This window comes from Blautia sp. MSK20_18 (assembly GCF_020553125.1).
Classification (GTDB): domain Bacteria; phylum Bacillota; class Clostridia; order Lachnospirales; family Lachnospiraceae; genus Blautia_A; species Blautia_A fusiformis.
The window spans coordinates 251,319-270,459 of the sequence record NZ_JAJCGR010000001.1 but is presented as its reverse complement, the minus strand read 5'-3'; the positions used below and the strand labels follow the sequence as shown (position 1 = coordinate 270,459).

Genomic DNA, 19,141 nt, shown 5'->3' with positions numbered 1-19,141 from the left:
TTTATCTGGCTGAAAAAGCCGGAAGAAAGGAGAAAGCGATGCAGATAAGAGACGGACCAAAAGAAAACTGCAGGGAAAAAAGCGATCATGAAAGGAGAACGTGCACTTGGAAAAAAACTGGAAGAAAAGATGGATGGCGGGTGCGATGGCTTTTGCTCTGTGCTGCACTACGCTCTTGCAGACGGGAGCTTCTGCAGTATCCGCCGCTGAGGTGGGAGGCGTTTCCGCACAGAGCGAGACGCAGATCGAGGTACAGACAGAAACACAGACAGAAACGCAGACGGAGAAAAGCGAGGAGGAACTGATCGAGGAAACCGTTGCTGATCCGGAACTTGCGCTTATGGTTACCGAAGGGGAAGCCTTTGATATCCAGAATGATTTTACAGGACTGAAACTCTCTGACGGAGACCATGTGGAACTGAAAAAAGCAGCAATGGAAGACGGGACTGTATTTGATTATAACCATGCGGGGACCTATAAATGCGTATATCTTGTTACGCCCGCATCCGGGGAAGCCTATCTGGTTGCCAGAAACATCACGGTGACACCAAGGGAAGCAGAAACAGACGGATCCAATGGCGGCCAGGAACAGGAAAGCGGCGATGACGAACCGGAGGCAGACCCCGTCCTCCCGACCATAAGCCCGGAAGATGCCCCGGAAACTCAGGAAGAGCCGGAAGAAACGGAGGAACCAGAAGAAGAGGAAGCAGAAGGATTTTCCGATGAGGAAACAGAGGATGGAAGCCATCAGGTTGACATTGTACAGGGAAATGAATTCAATATTGAACTGGACCACGAGGACGGACGTTACCAGACGGGGGAGACGGTCAACTTTTCCGGTGATATCCCGCAGGGAAGCCTGATCGCAGTGGGAACAAGTCTTGTCGAAGCAAACCAGACAGAGAATACCGAAGATCTTCTGTATGCAGAAGTAAGCTACGATGAGGGAACAAATTCCTTCAGCTTTGAGATGCCGGAAGATGATGTTGCATTAAGTGTGCTATATGACCAGGCTGAGGGCGGTATTAGTACCGTGGCAGCTTCCGATGGAGACTTGTGGGATGATTCAACAGACATTGAAGCTAATACCTATTACTATTATTCAGATGGAAAACTGCATCCTTTTGATTCTGTTATGGGACAGGGCGGAAATGATTCCTATAAGTATATCCGTTACAAAGCAGGCGGAAAGACTTATACCGTCTATGCATACTGCATGCAGCACAGTAAACAGTCCCCGCCAAGTGGAACGACTTATAAAAATATGGTCGAACTGGATGAAGGCGGCGATGACCGTTATTTAAGGAAGGCCATGTTTTACGGATATGGCGGTCCCGGATGGGGCGGCACATTCAACGGCTATAATATCAAATCCATCATGGAAAAATACGGCTGTTCCTCCGAGACCCGTGCAATGCAGCATTATCTGGTCGATTATTTATATGACGGGGAATCCGGATTTGGCGGCTCCCTTTCGACAACTGCCAAAAACATGTTAAAAGAGATCAAGGCAGCCCTTGCAAAGATGCCGGATCCAACGACCATGGAACTGACACCAGGGCTCAGTGCTTCTGCAAATGGAAACCAGAGCCCGACCTTTACATGGAAGGCAAATGCAGCTTTTGTGATCACGGTCCATCTGGAAAACGGGGTCTCCCTTGTAAATGAGACGACAGGGAAAACCGGGACCGGAAATGTGAGCGTAAAGGGCGGTGAAAAATTCCATCTGGAAGCAACCACCCAGAATATTGGAAGCCTGAAAGGAAAATATGCGATCACATCCAACTATCCGCTTAATTTCCATGCCATGCTCTTAAAGCTGGCGAACAGCCAGGATATCGGATTTGGATATTATACAGATACACTGGAGCTGAACCTGGAGGTAGACTGGCCGGATGAAGCAACGGTCAAGATCATCAAAAAAGATAAGGGAAGCAACGCGCTCCTTGCAGGTGCCGTTTACGGCATCTATGCAGATGAAGCCTGCACGAAACTTATCAAAAAAATGCCGGCAACAAATGCAAAAGGGGAATCCGAAGTAAAGATCACCAAAACACAGGATACCGTTTACCTTCGTGAGATTTCAGGCCCGTCCGGATACGTGCTGGATACGAAAGCCTATGGGGTAAAGCTGGTCGTAGGGCAGACCGCTTCCAAGAACTTAACGGATAAAGAGCAAAAGGGTGCACTCACCATTTATAAAGAAGGAGAAGTGCTTACCGGAGCGACCGTCACGGAAAATGGTGTGACATTTACCTACGAAAAACGGAAATTGAAAGGAGCCGTTTACAGTGTTTATGCAGGTGCAGATATCAAGGCGGCAGATGGCACCCTCATCTATAAAAAAGGTGCACTTGTCAAGGATAATCTGGTTACCGGAGATGACGGAAGCGTTACGTTAAAAGACCTCTATCTTGGCACCTACACAGTAACCGAGACGAAGGCTCCGGATAATTATGTATGTAAAGGAGAGTCCAAGACTATTGAGCTTGTGTATGCAGGCCAGACCGTAGAAGTGCAGACTGGCAGTGCAACATTTTTAAATGAACGCCAGAAGGCAGCAGTCCGTGTGGAAAAACAGGACGAAGAGACCAAAAATCCGCTTTCCGGAGGTATTTACGGGCTGTATGCAGCAGAAGATATCAAAGTTGATGGTAAGACCGTTGTTCCCAAAGGAACACTGATTGAAAAAGCAACGACCGGAGCCGATGGAAAAGCTTCTTATAAAGCGGAACTTCCGATCAATTACAGCTACAGCATCCGGGAGATCCAGGCACCGGAACTTTACCTTAGAAACAGTGAGGATACTTACACCTTCACTTTTAAGTTTACCAATGATAAGGAAGAAAAGGTAAACTTTAGCCATACCTTTACAAATAAGCGTGTAAATGCAACGATCGACCTGGTAAAAGAAGACAGCGAGACAGGAAACAGCGCACAGGGAGATGCAGTATTTGAAGGAGCCATTTACGGGCTCTATGCAAGAGAAGACATTAACCATCCGGATGGCAGGAGCGGAGTCCTTTATAAAAAGGACGAGCAGGTAGCTACCCTGACGACCGATAAAGAGGGAAAAGCAAGCGTAAGCAATCTGTATCTTGGAAAGTATTATTTGAAGGAGATCACGCCTCCAGTAGGTTATCTTCTGGACGAAGAGGAGCATGATGTAAACTGTGACTACGAAGGAGACCAGGTAGAGACGGTAAAACGAAATACCGTTTCCAAAGAAGACGTGATCAAACAGCCCTTCCAGCTGATCAAAGCAGCGGATAATGATAAGACCGATGCGGATCTTTTAAAAGGTGCCGGATTCTCTGCTTATCTGATCAGCAGCCTGACTGTAAAAGACGATGGAAGCTATGACTTTACAAATGCGACCCCGATCGTTCTTACGGAAGACGGAAAAACAGAAATGTTTACCGATGAACGCGGCTATGCGTGCAGCATCCCGATCCCTTATGGACGCTACATTGTCCGTGAGACTACAACACCGCATAATTTTATGCCGGTAGATGATTTTATCGTAACCGTAACTGAGAACAGCACCACACCGCAGGTGTGGAGAGTCCTTTTGGACGATGAGTTCAAAGCAAAGCTTAAGATCGTGAAACAGGATGACGAGACCAAACTGCCGGTCCTCCTTGCCAATACAGAATTCAAAGTGTACGACCTGGATGCGAAAAAGTATGTGGAACAGGTAACGACCTATCCAAATACGGTTGTCCATAAATCCTATTTTACGGACGAAAATGGTTACCTGATCCTTCCGGAATCCTTAAAATGTGGAAATTACAGGATCGAGGAAGTGAGCGCGCCGGATGGCTACACCCAGAATACCCAGTATGTGGAGATCAAAGTTGACAAAAATACAGCTTATCAGATGGATTCTGTCAGCGGGGATGCCATCATTACCGTGACCTATGAAAACCATCCGGTCAAGGGCAAACTGGTGATCCATAAATCCGGTGAAACCTTAAAATCCTTTAAAAAGGATTTTGTATACGAAGAAACTTCCCTGGAAGGGGCAGAATTTGAAATCTACGCAGCAGAAGATATTTTCACACCGGATCATCAGGTGGACGAGCAGGGAAACCGTCACGTGATCTATGCAAAGGATACCCTGGTAAAAACAGTGACCACCGATAAGAATGGAGAAGCTGTGATCAAAGACCTTCCGCTTGGAAAATACCGTGTGAAAGAAACAAAAACACCGGCCGGATTTGTCTTAAATCCAGACAGTCAGGAAGTATCCTTTATCTATAAGGATCAGAACACACCGGAGATCGAAGAAAAACTGGAATTTTCCAATGAACGCCAGAAAGTAGAGCTAAGTGTGGAAAAACAGGATGCCGAGACCGGAAAGGCTTTAAAAGGTGCAACCTTTGGATTATACAATAAAGAAGCAATTTCTTCCGGCGACAAGGTGATCGTAAAAGCAGATACACTGCTTCAGGAGATCACAAGCAACGAAAAAGGTAAGGCAGCGTTTACGCTGGATCTTCCGCTTGGCAGATACTATGTGAAAGAACTGCAGGCGCCGGCGGGTTATGTATCTTCCGATGAGATCCTGGAATTTGATGCCACATACCAGGGCCAGGACGTAAAAACGATCAAATTAAAATCCGTGAAGAAAAACCAGCCGACAACGGTAGAAGTAACAAAAGCAGATATCACGACCGGAACAGAACTTGACGGGGCTTCCATGAGTGTACTGGATAAGGATGGCAACGTGATCGATTCCTGGACATCCGTAAAAGATTCCCCACATGTGATCAAGCGACTTCAGGTTGGAAAAACTTACATTCTGCGTGAAGAGCTTGCACCATATGGCTACTTACGTGCAACAGACGTAGAGTTTACGATCTCTGATACTGCAGAAGTACAGAAAGTCAAAATGGAAGATGAAGTCCCGGTAGCAAGACTTCTGGTAAACAAGAAAGGGGAATTCTTAGACAGCGTATCCCTTCTTGACAATGCAAAAGGCATGATCGAGCACCTGTTCAACTATGTGACTGGAAACCTGACTGATGTAACCTTCAATGTTTACGCGGCAGAAGCCATCCGTGCAGCAGACGGGGTAAGTGCAGATTATTATGCGGCAGATGAACTGGTCGGCTCCATTACAACAGATGGAAATGGCATCGCCCAGATGGATAACCTCCCGCTTGGACGCTATTACATCGTGGAAAAAGAGACCTCACATGGCTACGTTCTGGATAATGAACCAAGATATGTGGATCTTACATACCGTGACCAGGATACACCTCTGGTTACTTATAGTGCCGACTGGCAGAATGCGCGCCAGAGGGTACAGGTGGAAGTCCTGAAAAAAGAAAAGGACAGTGACAAAGTACTTTCCGGGGCAATCTTTGGCCTCTATGCAGCAGACGACATCGTATCTTCTAAAGGAAAAGTACTCCTTGCGAAAGACACCCTGATCGAACTGAAGACCACAGATGAGGATGGAAAGATCCAGTTTGTTGCAGATCTCCCGGTTGATAGCAGGTACTACATTAAGGAACTTGCCGCCCCGGATGGCTATGTGACAGATCAGGAACCGCAGGAATTCACTTTTGAGTACCAGGGCAGTGGAACCAGTGTTGCAGAGTATGCGTTCACCTTTGAAGATGAGCAGACTACGGTAGAACTTTCCAAAGCAGACCTAACGGACAAAAAAGAACTTCCGGGAGCATCCTTAAAGGTAACAGATGAGGATGGGAATACGGTGGATGAATGGGTATCCAAAGAGGAAGCACATATCATCAAGGGTCTTATCGTAGGAAAGAAATACAAGATGACAGAAACAAAGCCGGCAGATGGTTATGTGACTGCGGAAAGTATTGAATTTACCGTCGAAAACACAAAAGAAGTACAGAAACACCAGATGCTTGATGATGTGACCAAAGTGGAAATCAGCAAGAAAGACATTGCGGATTCCAGTGAGGTACCGGGAGCAAAACTGATCATCCTAGATAAAGATGGAAAGAAAGTTGAAAGCTGGACGTCCACGGATAAACCGCATATGGTCGAAAAACTTCCGGTAGGCAAATATACCCTTCGTGAAGAGCAGGCCCCGGATGGATACCTCATTGCGGAAGATGTGAAATTTACGGTAAAAGATACTGGAAAAGTCCAGAAAGTCAAAATGAAGGACGCACATCCGTATGGAAAACTGGTCATCAAAAAGACCGATTCCACCAGTAAGGCAGCCCTTCCAGGAGCAGAATTTGAACTGCGTGAAAAGGAAAACGGAAAAGTCGTAGAAAAACTGGTAACGGATAAGACCGGAACAGCGACAAGCGGCAAGATTCCGATTGCTACTTATAAAAATGGAAAAGTAGAGAAAACCGTGGAATATATCCTGGTAGAGACCAAAGCACCAAATGGTTATGAATTAAGCAACAAAAAAGAAGAGATCCGCTTTGAATACAAAGACGGAAAAACCAAAGTGATCGAGATCGTAAAAGAGATCAAAAACACCAAATCCCCTTCCGGTAGCACACCGACAGGAAACAGCCCGAAAACAGGGGACAGCACCAACATCTGGCTTCCGATCCTTCTGGCAGTCCTTTCTGCCTGCGGCATTGGCGGCGTGATCTGGTATAAGAAGAAAAAAGGAAATTAAGGAATACGGTTCAGGGCTGCTCGATTTACCGGCAGCCCTTTTTCCAGGAAGAATAATCGGAGGTTTGTATGAGATACATAAAAGAAATCATGATCGTGGCAGTCTGCCTGATGGTACTCAGTTTTTGCGTATGTACCGGTTTTGGCATTTACTTTATGTACCGGGAAGGTGTGCAGGAATATGAAGACCTGCGTACATACGTCAAGGAAACAGATGAGGATGACCACACAGAAGGAACAGACGGAAGCGATGGGAAACAGACCGTGGTTGATTTTAAGGCATTAAAAAAGATCAATCCGGATATCGTTGCATGGATCCGGATCCCAGATACCAGCATTGATTACCCGGTAGTTCAGGGAAACGATGACTCCTATTACCTGACACATACTTTTAAGAAGACAGAACATGTGGCAGGGGCCATTTTCCTGGATTCCGATAACAATGCCGATTTTTCTGATGACAAGAACATCATTTATGGTCACAATATGAAAGATGGCAGCATGTTCCGCGGACTTCGAAATTTCCTTGGCGATAAATTTTTAAAAGAACACCATATCCTCTATCTGTATCTTCCGGATGAAGGGGTATGGATCTTTGTGATCGTAAAATGCGAGTATACACCGGCAGATGGAGATGCTTTTTTACTTGGAACGCAGGAAGAAGTCCCGACGCTTCTGCTTTCCACCTGTGGAACAGATGCCTCCAAACGTCTGGTCATATGGTGTGAAAGGCAGGAAGAGAAAGGTGGGCAGATAGAATATTCTGACGAGGAAGCAGAAGTACAGGAAGCTACGGATGATCTTGCTTTCTTAGATGGGGAGTTTGTAGAAAACGAAACCCATGATTTTATTTAAATGTTTGCAGAAATTTAATGGATAATTTCTAAAAAATATAACATTTTAATTTTCAGGTCTTTCTGGATGGACAGGAACAATAATAGTCTATCCGGGAGGACCTTTTTTTTATTGCAAGAATGGCGTAAAATGGCACTTTTGATGGAAATACGATTGCAGAAAAATGAAAAAAGAAATATTAGTTCTGACTATCATGTCCAGTATGCCGCAAATCATTTGGAGAAGGCGAAGGACGTGTTTATGAAAGCGATGAAGATCCTCTGGATTTATATAGCCCAGTGGAAGGAAAAATAGAAATTAAACTGAGATGATAAAAAAATATAGAAAAAAGAATTGACAATTGTATTCTACAGTTGTAGAATACAATTAACTTCTACAGATGTAGAAAATAAAATTCTAGGAGAATCCACGATGAAGACAAAATTTATGACACTTATGACGGTAGCAACACTTGGGATTTTTTCAGCTGCAACGGTTATGGCAGCAGGAAATAACGATTTCTATACACAGCCGCCGGCTGGATCTGAATGGGAAAAAGCAGATACGGAAGGTACCTATGCAAGCTATACGAACGGAAATGATTATGTAAATATCTATAAATATTCACTGGAGGATGTCAAAACAGGGATTGCCAAATGCAATGACACATACGATGCCTGCTATCAGACAATTTATTCAGAGGGAAACAGCCTGTATATGGCAGTGGGATATGCAAAAGATGCAGATGACATCAGTGACGTCAGAAAATTTGTAGAATATATTTCGTATCCTGGAAATCCTTCACTTACCAGACAGGAGAATGAAAACCAGACCGATGATTCTTCTGATGATTCTGATAAGGCAACTACAGATACTGCCAGTCAGAAGTCAGGAGGAGATTCAGATTCCTCCGATACAGAAGAAAATGCTTCTGCAAAATCCTCGGACAGCAATGATGATTCCGATATCCTTTCTACCTCACCAATGACATTAGTTGACAGTGATGGAAATACCATTGAGATTAATTACATTCTTCACAAAGATTATTCTTGTGAATATCGTGGAGATGATGGAATGAACTATACCGATAATGGGGATGAGACTTATACCGACGAAAATGGAAATACCTACTCAGCTCTGAATGATGATACTCATCATCTGGGACATACGTTGGAACAGCATGACCTTCAGGATGCAAACGGTAATACTGTGACGGTTACGGAAACTACAAATGGTGATTATTATTTCCAGGACGAAAATGGTACAGGATTTACGGACAATGGAGACGGGACATGGAGTGATGAAAATGGCAGCAGTTATACAGAAATAGACTGATAGTGGTCAGTAGCTGCAGGAATGGCAAGGGCATTTGCAAATTGTGCAAAAGCCCTTGCCATTTCCGTGAACCGTGGTAAAATAGAGTTATTCCTACATTTGTAGAAAATATGTAACAGGAGGTATGAAAAAGTGAAAAAAACTTACCAGAGACTTCCGGAATCAGAGCTGGATATTATGCTCGTTCTTTGGAATAATACTCCGCCGATGACCAGACCGGAGATTGAGAAAGTGATCACTATGAAGAAAAAACTTGCATCAACAACAATTTTGTCATTGCTGACCAGATTGGAGAACAAAAATTTCGTGGAAGTGACGAAACAGGGAAAAATGAATCTGTATACACCCCTGGTTTCGCAGTCAGATTATCAGGCACATGAAAGCCAGAGTGTTCTTGAGAAACTTTATGGGAATTCACTAAAAAAGTTTGTAACTTCACTTTATCATGGAAAGAAGATCAGCTCGGAAGAAGTCCAGGATCTCAGTGAATTTCTTAAGAACCTGGAGGACAGGGAGGAATAGCGAATTATGGAGGTTTTCATTCTACACATTCTGAAACTGAATGTTATTGCAGCAGTAGTAATTTTACTGGTAAAAGTGCTTGCGACTCTGTTTAAAGGACGTGTATCAGCGAGATGGAAGTACCTTATCTGGCTGTTGATTACGATAAGCCTTTGTGTTCCGGTGCGCCTTCCGGCGAATCTGGCACTGGTGGATTTCAAAGTACTTAGAAGCAGTCAACAGAATACGCAAAGCCCGAAGATAACGGATTACGCAGTCAGACCAGAGGAAAGTCAGAAGATAACAGAAAACGTATCATCTGCGAGCAAAGACATGAAAAATCTGACAGAAATCCCGGAACAAAAGAGAACTGTCAGGTACGAATCAGATAAATGGCTGGGAATTGTGGCTTTGATTTTTGCTGCTGTCTGGCTGAGCGTAGCGGTACTTAAACTGACGGGAGAATTGCTGGCATATTATTTTTCTATAAGGAATCTGGAACGGATGAGTCTGCAGGTAAGTGATACGGTGAGTATTCAGATGTACCGTGCAGCGTGTCAAAAGAAGCACGTACGCAGAATACCGGAACTCAGGCAAAACGCAGGTCTTACCACACCGCTTCTTGCAGGACTTTTACATACAAAATTGTATCTACCAGCAACCGGGTATTCAGCAGAAGAAAGAAAACTTATCTTTTACCATGAACTTACACATTATTGCCATCGGGATCTCTGGTATAAGATGCTCCTTCGAATCTGTGCATCGATATACTGGTTCAATCCCTTTCTTCTTATCATGCTGAAAGAAGCGGATAAGGATATTGAGAATCTGTGTGATACAGCAGTTGTTCGCAGAGTTAATAAAAAGGAACATAAATTATATCGACAGCTGCTTCTCAGGACAGTAGCCATGGAAAATCAGATTCCATATGTGACAGCAAGTCTTAATGACAGCGAAATGGTGTTTAAAGATCGGATTCTGTATATGGTGAACATTCGGAAACTCCGCAAAGGAATTCTTCCGGGAATTCTTGTGACGCTGCTGCTTGCAGGCGGTAATCTGGTATTTAATGTCTCTGCCGGGACAGATACAGTTTCAGTAGAGACGGAGAAGTCTGGTATTGAAAAAAATGCAGATCCAGAGAAAAATAATGTACCGGATTATGCACCATTTTCTGAAATGGTAACTATGCAGAAAGCTGCTGAAACCCAGGACGAAGGAGGAGTGACAGAGAATACAGATACAGAGGATTCTGTAGACGAAGAGGAAAAAGCAGATGCGGAAACAAACGATGAACCTGCCATGGAAAACAGCGGACAGGTAAGTGAAACGACCGATGATGGAATTACCTCTGACAACAACGGGTCTGTTTCATCTTATGAAAATCTGCCAGCAGGCGTACCATATACCAGTGGATTCAGTACTACTTCCGGTGTAGCATCAATTGTAGCACCGGGTGGAGGAGATGAAGAATCCAGAGTTCTTTACGATAACGGAGATGGGACCTATTCTGATTATTATGGGAGCCGATACAGTTATCAGGGAGATGGAAACTGGGCAGATGCCAATGGAAATTCATATCGTACCTGGAATGACGAAGGTTATCATTTCGGAAACCAACTGGAACAGCATGAACTCCAGGGCAGTAACGGTACTGTTAATGTAATAGAAACAACAAACGGAGATTATTATTATTGTGACGCAGATGGGGTCGGATACACAGACAATGGTGACGGCACCTGGACGGATGAGAATGGGAACATCTATACAGAATAAAGGATTTGTCCGATCGATGCATATTCAAATGATATTATTTCAGAAGAGGTATTGTATATGACCTACAATTTAGTAGAAATTCAGAAAAGACAGGAATCTACTGACAAATTTGTTCAGAAAGTTGGTAAAACTTTATGGCATTACACTTCTTTTCCAGCCTTGGATGGAATTTTAAGGAAAAAAAAGATTTGGTTTGGCAGCGCAACGAATGTGAATGATGCAAAAGAAGTGATTGGGTTTATTGATAACCTGAAGCAGAACATTGAGAACGTTCTTACCCAAAACAATATAAAACCCAAATGTGATGTTGATAAAATATTTAAAGAAATATATGACAGAACATCGCAAAAACACCTTTTTATGTTCTGTTTGTCACAGGCATTAGACGATGCAGCTCAATGGGACCGCTATGCCGATCATGGACGTGGTGTTGCAATAGAATTCAATACCGAAGCATTGCACAACCTGTTATATTATCATGGGATGATCATTGGCGAACAGTATTATACTCAGGAGACCAGGGATCATGAATTATACAAATTATTGTCTTCATATATTTCCACTGGAATTCTGGAAGGATTTTCCAACTTAGATGGATTCATTGATAATTTAGCATTATGTGCCCTTATTCACAAACATCCTACATTTACTGCTGAAAAGGAAATCCGAATCGCACCATATTTTGTAACGGACAACGATCCTCATATCGAATACAAAACATTCAATATAATAAAAGAGTTCTACATTTTAGATTTACAAAAAGTCTTAGAAACAGAAAATATGCACAGGGAAGATATTATCAATTCAATTATTATCGGACCACGTTCATCCCAGAATCCAAAAGATTTGGAAAACTACTGCAGACATCTTGGGTTGCATAAACTGGCTCAAAATATAAAAGTATCTGATTGTCCATTGCGTTAATAGATAAGAGGTTCCACTTACAGTGTGGAATCTCTTTTTCTGTCGAAACTCATTTAATGATTTTTGTTGTTGTCGGTTGCTTCATATAGTACACTGTCGTTATAATTATTAACCGGCAATGGAAAGAATGAGGAAATCGTATTGGATACCACAGATTACACTTCATGTGCAGAGATCGAAGAAGCAAAGAAAGCGTTTTTCGAAACCAAAAGGAATCGAAAAACGCTTTTTCATATATGACATATAAAAAAATGGGATCATAAACGATAGCATATTATTTGCGAATATCTACTAGTCCCTTTTTCAGTATATATTCAGAGAACTCATATGAAGCTCCGTCTCCAGTCACATTCAGATACAGATTTTTGAGGTCGCTTTCATTTACGATCCAGGCCATGTTCAGCTGTACACTTTCGCCTGGTTTTATAGAGGAAATGTAGTTTCCACCATTGCCATAATTTTCAGAGACACTATAATATACCATTCCTCCAGTCTTTGCCACGCCGTCCCAGCTAATGTAGTCATAGCCATCGCCGGCCTGTTCTGTTGGAATGTAAAGCTGTACTTTTCCATTTTCCTTAGTCAGGGTCAGTAAAGCACCAAGATAAAGCATATGGTCGATTTCCTCATTTGAATGATTGGTATAGGTAACTGTAACATAGACCAGTTTCTGATTCACTTCCTCTGACTTCACAATTTCATCCAGGGAATCGATTCCGTCGCCAGATTTCACATAATTCAATGTGTTTGTAGATAGCTTTCCATCAGCATCAATGGCTTCCGCCCATTCTTGTGGTATTTTGTCCGGATCGAGAAGCTGAAGATCATCAGAAATTTGAACAGAATCTACCTTTGCAGAAATCGTTTTTTCCAGATATTCACCATTTGTGTTTTCACCAATCACATCCAGATCAAAGGTGTCACCAATTTGGTAAATGGGTAGTTTTTTCTCATTTACAGAAGTACTTATTTCATCATTATCATCTTCTGTCTTTTCAGATATCATCTCTCCGCTCCATGTAGGCAATCCGGCGGTCTTTACCATAGTCGTGTTTCCCTCAATCACCAGATTTTCTGCAACTTTTATGGCTTCATCCTTTGACACATCATCTCCGATGTAGATCATAAGCACACGATATAAATCCGGGCAGACAAGATAAATTCTCTGGTTAAGAGCCCCGTTTTCGGTAATGCTATTATATTTGAGATATATCCCCTGGTATTTTCCAAATGTACGCTCTTCACTATCAATAACATTCTGATCCTGTACTACCTGTCCCAGATCATTTTTATCCAACAGGACAAATGAAAAACTGAACCCGCCAGTCATGCCATGCTCAGGATATTGGAGATGGTACTCGTCAATCCAGCTCATGCCCTCCGGAACATATTTAGCAGACAGATCTACCTCTGGGACCTCATCTGGAAGCACGGTCTTCTTTGCTGCATCACCAGCATCAATTTTGACTGAAACACCATAAGAACCCTGTTTTTCCAAAAACCAGTGATACAGATTTACTCCTGCATATACTGCCGTGGAAACTGCCAGTGCACACGCAGCTGCCACTGCGGCAACTTTCGGAGCTGTCCATCGTTTTCTTCTTCGCAGATTCGCCACTTTATTATCCGCCAGCTGCTTTGCTACCTCATTTTGAATCATATTATGGATAAAATCCGGTGTTTCGGGAATATCGTTTTTCATATCTTCTAATCTCATATTGACACCTCCTGTAATTCCTGCCTTAATTTTCCTCTTGCCCTTGCAAGTCTCTTTTGAACGGCACCTTCCGATATTTCAAGGATCTGGGCGATTTCTTTTACACTGAAATCTTCTATATAGTATAGAATAACGGGTAAACGCAGTTCCTCTTTTAAGGAATTTACGGCTGTATACAATTCACTGTAATTCTTTGTTTTTTCTGATTCCGGTTCCTGTCTGTCAGCCAGATTTTCCAATGGGATAAATTTACTGGATTTACGCACAAGGCTGTAACATTCGTTGATTAAGATACGGATTAACCAGGTCCGGGCATAGTTATCGTTTTTTAATGTGCCGACGTTGGAAAAAGCCTTCACAATTGTTTCTTGAATAGCATCTGCACAGTCATAGTCACTAAATAAAATTGTTTTTGCAGTTGAGTATAATTGTCTTTCTGAATCTAGGATCAGAGATCCAAGTTGTTCCTTTGTCATTTAAACACCACCTTTTTTTTTGCCAGCCAGCATTTTCTTAGACGTGCAGAAATCAAAAATATCCCTAATAATTTATTCTTTTTCTTATAAATGGACAAGTTCGTGGTTTTGCACAAAAAAATGTCTACTTTCGATAGTATTCCATAATAAAAGCAATAAAACAAGCATTTGCAAAGGGACATTGTTATAATTAAATTTGTTCATGGGTGTTATTTGTGATTACTTTCATGCTAATATGCTAATGTGCATTATCATATTAGCATGAAAAAAAATTAGGAAAATCTTAATAATTTCTCATGTAATCCATTGTGAATTTAGATGCTGTATTTGTTATACTTAATCGAGTACAAGCAAAAAGGAGAGTTGAAAATATGTCTGAAAAGATATTGATTATAGATGACGAGCAAGATATAGCGGATCTGTTGGAGGTCTACTTGAAAAACGAAAATTACATCGTTTATAAATTTTATTGCGCAACGGATGCCATGTCGTGTATTGAAAGCGGCGACATTGATCTTGCCATTCTGGATATTATGCTCCCGGATATGAACGGTTTTTCACTTTGCCAGCTTATTCGAAAGAAATACACTTATCCAATCATCATGCTAACGGCTAAAATTGAGGAAACGGATAAAATAACGGGGCTGACATTGGGAGCGGACGATTATGTGACAAAACCTTTTCGCCCACTTGAAGTAATTGCCAGAGTGAAAGCGCAGTTAAGACGTTACAAGAAATATTTGCCCAGTATCATCACAGAGAAAGTTCCATCGGAACTTTCCTATAACAAATTGTGCCTGAATGTGCAGACCCATGAATGTCTGTTAGACGGTGAGCCGGTTTCTCTGACACCGACAGAATTTTCTATCCTCCAGGTTCTTTTGGAAAGTGCCGGGAATGTTGTAAGCATTGAGGAACTGTTTCATGCAGTTTGGAAAGATGAATACTACTCTAAAAACAGCAGCACAATTACTGTGCATATCCGGCATCTGCGTGAGAAACTGAAAGACACTTCCGATACTCCGCAGTATATTAAAACGATTTGGGGTGTTGGTTACAAAATTTAAGCGAAAGGAGTACGCTATGAAAAGAAAATCAAATTGCTTTGTAACCATTTTATTCTTAATTTATCTGGCACTTTTGGTTTGGATCATACTTTTTAAACTACAATTTTCAATCAGTGATCTGGATAAGATAAGAAGTATAAACTTTATTCCTTTTCACTATGACAAGGAAATCGGAGCAGCATTTCACTTAACAGAGGGGCTCGATAATTTCTTGATTTTTGTGCCTATGGGTATTTATCTTCAAATGCTTCTGCCAGGAACAAAATTATATGTGAAATTCATGCTGATTGCTGGAACAAGTTTTTTATTGGAAACTATGCAGTATATCTTAGCAGTCGGACGTTCTGATATTACTGATGTACTCACAAATACGGCAGGTGGTCTTTTGGGGCTTGCTGTATATTCGATGACGGCTCGGTTAATCGGAAATAGAATAAAAGCAAACAGACTGTTTTCCATTCTGGCAAGCATAGTAAGTGTTGTCGTGATTGGACTGCTTGGCTTAATTCTGTTTGCTAATCGGTAGGAGGTGTATTCTCATGTCGAAGAAAGAAATGACAACAGAAAAGCGCCTTAAAGTGCGCTTATATCTATCATTGCTGATTTATACCGTTGTTGGATATGGTTTGACCCTTCTCTTGGACTACATCTTTTCAAAATTTGACAACGATATTTTTGCATGGATCTACTGGAGGCTTGGTCCGCTGTTTATTCTGTATCTGGTGATAGGCTTTGTATGTATCTTCAATTACTATTGGAAAAAGCCGTGGGACTATCTGGATGAAGTAATTGACGCAACCCAAACGGTCTATGAGCAGAACAGTCATACAGTATCGTTGTCTGATCCTCTGAAAGAACTGGAGGAACAGCTCAATCAGATCAAAATGTCTGTTCTGTTAAGCAAGCAGGCTGCAAAGCAGGCTGAAGAAAAGAAAAATGAAATTGTCATGTATCTGGCACATGATATACGCACACCTTTAACAACAGTGATCGGTTATTTGAGCCTACTCCATGAAGCCTCTGATATGCCTGAGCAGCAAAAGGAAATGTATGTCAAGATCGCGTTAGACAAAGCAGAGCTCCTTGAAAGACTTATCAATGAGCTTTTTGAAATTACCAAGTACAATGCACATACGGTCATTATCAAAAAAGAAAATGTAGATTTGCATTGTCTGATTGCGCAGGTAATAGATGAAATATACCCGACACTCTCTGCAAATGGCAACACGGCGGTATTTACTGCGGAGGACAACTTATCTGTGAACGCTGATCCCGAAAAGCTGGCGAGAGTTTTCAGTAACCTTTTACGAAATGCCGCGTCATATAGTTACCCGCAGACAGAAATCACTATATCCGCCAAACGGTTAGAGCATGATATTCAGATTACTTTTGAAAATCGTGGGGAAACAATCCCGGAGGAACAGCTTAACAGTATATTTGAGAAATTCAATCGCTTGGATGATGCCCGGCTTTCTAATACAGGTGGTGCGGGACTTGGTCTTTCTATTGCGGAAGAAATTATACATTTACATGGTGGAAAGATTACTGCATCCAGTCAAAACGAAACTATAGACTTTGTGATTACATTACCCCTTTCCGCTTAGGAAAATAAGACTGTGATCTTAGGAATTACTTAGGAATTTAAGCGTGTGATTTTTGAGATTGAAAAGCCTTTGTTCGGTACAATGATTATCGAACAAAGGCTTTTTATTGTTCAGCCGAAGCAAAAGAAAGGAGTGTAAGCATGGAACTGAAAATAGAGCATTTAAGCAAGCAGTTCAAAGACAAAACAGCAGTAAATGATGTCAATCTGACATTGACTCCCGGCGTTTGGGGACTTTTGGGGGCGAATGGTGCAGGGAAAACCACGCTCATGCGCATGATTGCTGATATTATGACACCAACCAGCGGAGCAGTTTACTATGACGGAAAAAACATTCGAGAGTTAGGTGAAGTCTACCGAAGCAAGTTTGGCTTTCTGCCGCAGGATTTTGGGTATCACCGGGATTTTACGGTCAAAGATTATTTGGAGTATATAGCTGCGCTGAAAGATATTCCCACAAGGGCAACTACCAAAAAGATCAATCATTTGTTGGACATTCTTTCGCTCTCCGATGTGAAAAAGAAAAAAATCTCCAATCTGTCAGGCGGCATGAAGCGTCGTGTTGGTATTGCGCAGGCTATGTTGAACGACCCGGAGATACTTGTCATGGACGAACCGACAGCAGGACTTGATCCCGGAGAGCGCGTGCGTCTGCGGAATTTCATTTCCGAGTTTTCGCATGATCGAATCGTGTTGATTTCCACCCATATCGTATCTGACATAGAATATATTTCTACGCGCAACGCAATTATGAAAGCCGGAGAAATTGTTGATGTCGGAACTACCGCAGAACTTGTCAAGCGGATTGAGGGCAAGGTTTGGAATTGCATAATTCCGACCTCAAAGCTGCCGGAATGTGAAATGCGGCTGCGCATTATCAATCAGCGAGGCGAAGATCACAATCAGGTTTCTATTCGTTATCTGTCCGAACATTCGGAAATTGATGGGTCTGTTACAACGGAGCCACGATTGGAAGATCTGTATCTGTGGTTGTTCCCGCAGACAGACTTGGAAAAGGAGGACAGATAATATGCGGCTCTTTAGACTTGAACTAAAACGTATCTTGAAGTCACGGCGCACCCTGATTTTACTTGCAATCGCACTTTTGCTTTCCGTAGCCATGGCATACCTGCCTATTTCATTTGAGGGTATTAACCGTCCAAACGAAGATGGCTCGGTTACAGAATTAGATGGCTTGGCAGCTATCAAGTACAAACAAGATTTATATAAAACATCCGCTGGTGAAGTGACCCCGGATAGGATCAAATCGGCTTTGGAAACTTATCAAAGCTGCGTTCGAGAATATGGGCCGGTCGAGAAAGAGGGCTTTCCTCTGGCTGTATTTATTGAAAAAATCGTCCCGTTCCGTCACTTGCTGATGGGTCTGTCCGAAGCGTTTGCTGATCCAGTAACAGGCATTGGTGCTGATTTAATGGATATTGACCCGAATGACATTGACGGAGCCTATTATGAAAAGTGCGCAGAACATTTACAGGATGTCATGCGGAATGAGCAAAGAGAAAACGAAACCGCACAACAGAAAGCTCTTGAAAAATATTCAGAACTTGATACGCCATTTTATCTTCATTCTGGAATTTCTAAAGATGCATTTGATTATATTGAGTTTTATATTTTGTTCCTTGCTATTTTGTGCGTGGCAATCGCAGCTCCTACTTTTGCCGGAGAATATCAAACGGGCGGTGACAGCATCCTGCGAACCACCAAATACGGGCGTAAACAATTAGCAATTACCAAAATTCTGGCGGCATTTACACTTTTCGTTGTTACTTTCCTTGTCGGGATCACGGTACACATTCTGATTTTAGATGCAGCGTTCGGGACGGATTGCTTAAAAACATCGTTTCAGATGCGATTCTCTATCATTAACCTGCCAAACATCAATCTGGGGCAGTTGCAGATCATTCTCGCAGCAGCGGGCTTACTTTCTGTATTAGCAACGGTTAGCTGTACATTGTTCCTGTCTGCAAAATGTAAAGACACATTGACAGTTTTGCTGATCTCTATTGTATTTCTTCTCATGCCGCTTTTTGCTTATGTGGCGATGGGAGCAACATGGCTCTCTACCATACTTCCATCTGCCGGAATTGGTATGCAGAACAATTTCCTTTGTCAGCTTGCAAATTTCAATTATCTGAATATCGGTGGGATGAGTTTCTGGACACCGCATATTATTTTGCTTTCGGCAGGAATTGAATTATTTGTGTTTACATTCTTGGCGATTCATTCCTATTGCAGACATCAGGTAGCATAAAAGAAGTTCAAA

13 protein-coding genes are annotated in these 19,141 nt (G+C 42.3%); 11 read left to right on the top strand and 2 right to left on the bottom strand.

Annotation, left to right across the window (positions count from 1 at the left end; genetic code table 11):
• Window positions 1–106: 106 nt before the first annotated feature.
• From LI091_RS01280 to LI091_RS01255, 6 genes are all read left to right on the top strand, one after another.
• Complete coding sequence (locus LI091_RS01280; protein ID WP_265190690.1) at window positions 107–6,625, top strand: SpaA isopeptide-forming pilin-related protein; 6,519 nt, start codon at window positions 107–109, stop codon at window positions 6,623–6,625.
• Between the two features lie 68 nt (window positions 6,626–6,693).
• Window positions 6,694–7,479 carry a class B sortase gene (gene srtB / locus LI091_RS01275; RefSeq protein WP_059085779.1) on the top strand — a complete coding sequence of 262 codons (786 nt, stop codon included), beginning with the start codon at window positions 6,694–6,696 and terminating at the stop codon, window positions 7,477–7,479.
• A 411-nt stretch (window positions 7,480–7,890) separates the two neighbouring features.
• A complete protein-coding gene (locus LI091_RS01270; RefSeq protein WP_015542765.1) occupies window positions 7,891–8,793 on the top strand; it encodes a hypothetical protein in 903 nt (300 codons plus the stop codon).
• A gap of 132 nt (window positions 8,794–8,925) precedes the next feature.
• Complete coding sequence (locus LI091_RS01265; protein WP_059085781.1) at window positions 8,926–9,315, top strand: BlaI/MecI/CopY family transcriptional regulator; 390 nt, start codon at window positions 8,926–8,928, stop codon at window positions 9,313–9,315.
• A 6-nt stretch (window positions 9,316–9,321) separates the two neighbouring features.
• Complete coding sequence (locus LI091_RS01260; protein ID WP_015542764.1) at window positions 9,322–11,070, top strand: M56 family metallopeptidase; 1,749 nt, start codon at window positions 9,322–9,324, stop codon at window positions 11,068–11,070.
• A 57-nt stretch (window positions 11,071–11,127) separates the two neighbouring features.
• Window positions 11,128–11,994, top strand: coding sequence for a DUF2971 domain-containing protein (locus LI091_RS01255; RefSeq protein ID WP_265190689.1), 867 nt, complete (start codon window positions 11,128–11,130; stop codon window positions 11,992–11,994).
• Between the two features lie 274 nt (window positions 11,995–12,268).
• Here LI091_RS01255 and LI091_RS01250 read toward each other — a convergent pair whose 3' ends face one another.
• Both LI091_RS01250 and LI091_RS01245 read right to left on the bottom strand, forming a co-directional pair.
• On the bottom strand, window positions 12,269–13,711 hold the full coding sequence (locus LI091_RS01250; RefSeq protein ID WP_059085783.1) for a DUF4367 domain-containing protein: 1,443 nt from the start codon (window positions 13,709–13,711) through the stop codon (window positions 12,269–12,271).
• Window positions 13,708–14,187, bottom strand: a complete 480-nt coding sequence (locus LI091_RS01245; RefSeq protein ID WP_059085784.1) for a sigma-70 family RNA polymerase sigma factor — start codon at window positions 14,185–14,187, stop codon at window positions 13,708–13,710. The genes LI091_RS01250 and LI091_RS01245 overlap by 4 nt, the downstream gene beginning before the upstream one ends.
• 371 nt (window positions 14,188–14,558) lie before the next feature.
• Here LI091_RS01245 and vanR point away from each other — a divergent pair, with 371 nt between their 5' ends.
• The 5 genes from vanR (at window position 14,559) to LI091_RS01220 (ending at window position 19,129) form a co-directional block, all read left to right on the top strand.
• Window positions 14,559–15,254 (top strand): VanR-ABDEGLN family response regulator transcription factor, encoded by a 696-nt coding sequence (vanR, locus tag LI091_RS01240; protein WP_173740085.1) that lies wholly within the window; start codon window positions 14,559–14,561, stop codon window positions 15,252–15,254.
• A gap of 16 nt (window positions 15,255–15,270) precedes the next feature.
• Window positions 15,271–15,780 carry a VanZ family protein gene (locus LI091_RS01235; protein WP_059085786.1) on the top strand — a complete coding sequence of 170 codons (510 nt, stop codon included), beginning with the start codon at window positions 15,271–15,273 and terminating at the stop codon, window positions 15,778–15,780.
• A gap of 13 nt (window positions 15,781–15,793) precedes the next feature.
• A complete protein-coding gene (locus tag LI091_RS01230; protein WP_265190688.1) occupies window positions 15,794–16,858 on the top strand; it encodes a sensor histidine kinase in 1,065 nt (354 codons plus the stop codon).
• Between the two features lie 140 nt (window positions 16,859–16,998).
• On the top strand, window positions 16,999–17,886 hold the full coding sequence (locus LI091_RS01225; protein ID WP_265190687.1) for an ABC transporter ATP-binding protein: 888 nt from the start codon (window positions 16,999–17,001) through the stop codon (window positions 17,884–17,886).
• 1 nt (window position 17,887) lies between these two features.
• Window positions 17,888–19,129, top strand: coding sequence for an ABC transporter permease (locus tag LI091_RS01220; RefSeq protein WP_265190686.1), 1,242 nt, complete (start codon window positions 17,888–17,890; stop codon window positions 19,127–19,129).
• Window positions 19,130–19,141 lie beyond the last annotated feature (12 nt).

What these genes read in the sequence shown, in the direction of transcription:
- srtB (WP_059085779.1), top strand. Translation starts at nt 6,694, where the DNA reads ATGAGATACATAAAAGAAATCATGATCGTGGCAGTCTGCCTGATGGTA.
- LI091_RS01270 (WP_015542765.1), top strand. Translation starts at nt 7,891, where the DNA reads ATGAAGACAAAATTTATGACACTTATGACGGTAGCAACACTTGGGATT.
- LI091_RS01260 (WP_015542764.1), top strand. Translation starts at nt 9,322, where the DNA reads ATGGAGGTTTTCATTCTACACATTCTGAAACTGAATGTTATTGCAGCA.
- LI091_RS01255 (WP_265190689.1), top strand. Translation starts at nt 11,128, where the DNA reads ATGACCTACAATTTAGTAGAAATTCAGAAAAGACAGGAATCTACTGAC.
- LI091_RS01250 (WP_059085783.1), bottom strand. Translation starts at nt 13,711, where the DNA reads ATGAGATTAGAAGATATGAAAAACGATATTCCCGAAACACCGGATTTT.
- LI091_RS01245 (WP_059085784.1), bottom strand. Translation starts at nt 14,187, where the DNA reads ATGACAAAGGAACAACTTGGATCTCTGATCCTAGATTCAGAAAGACAA.
- vanR (WP_173740085.1), top strand. Translation starts at nt 14,559, where the DNA reads ATGTCTGAAAAGATATTGATTATAGATGACGAGCAAGATATAGCGGAT.
- LI091_RS01235 (WP_059085786.1), top strand. Translation starts at nt 15,271, where the DNA reads ATGAAAAGAAAATCAAATTGCTTTGTAACCATTTTATTCTTAATTTAT.
- LI091_RS01230 (WP_265190688.1), top strand. Translation starts at nt 15,794, where the DNA reads ATGTCGAAGAAAGAAATGACAACAGAAAAGCGCCTTAAAGTGCGCTTA.
- LI091_RS01225 (WP_265190687.1), top strand. Translation starts at nt 16,999, where the DNA reads ATGGAACTGAAAATAGAGCATTTAAGCAAGCAGTTCAAAGACAAAACA.
- LI091_RS01220 (WP_265190686.1), top strand. Translation starts at nt 17,888, where the DNA reads ATGCGGCTCTTTAGACTTGAACTAAAACGTATCTTGAAGTCACGGCGC.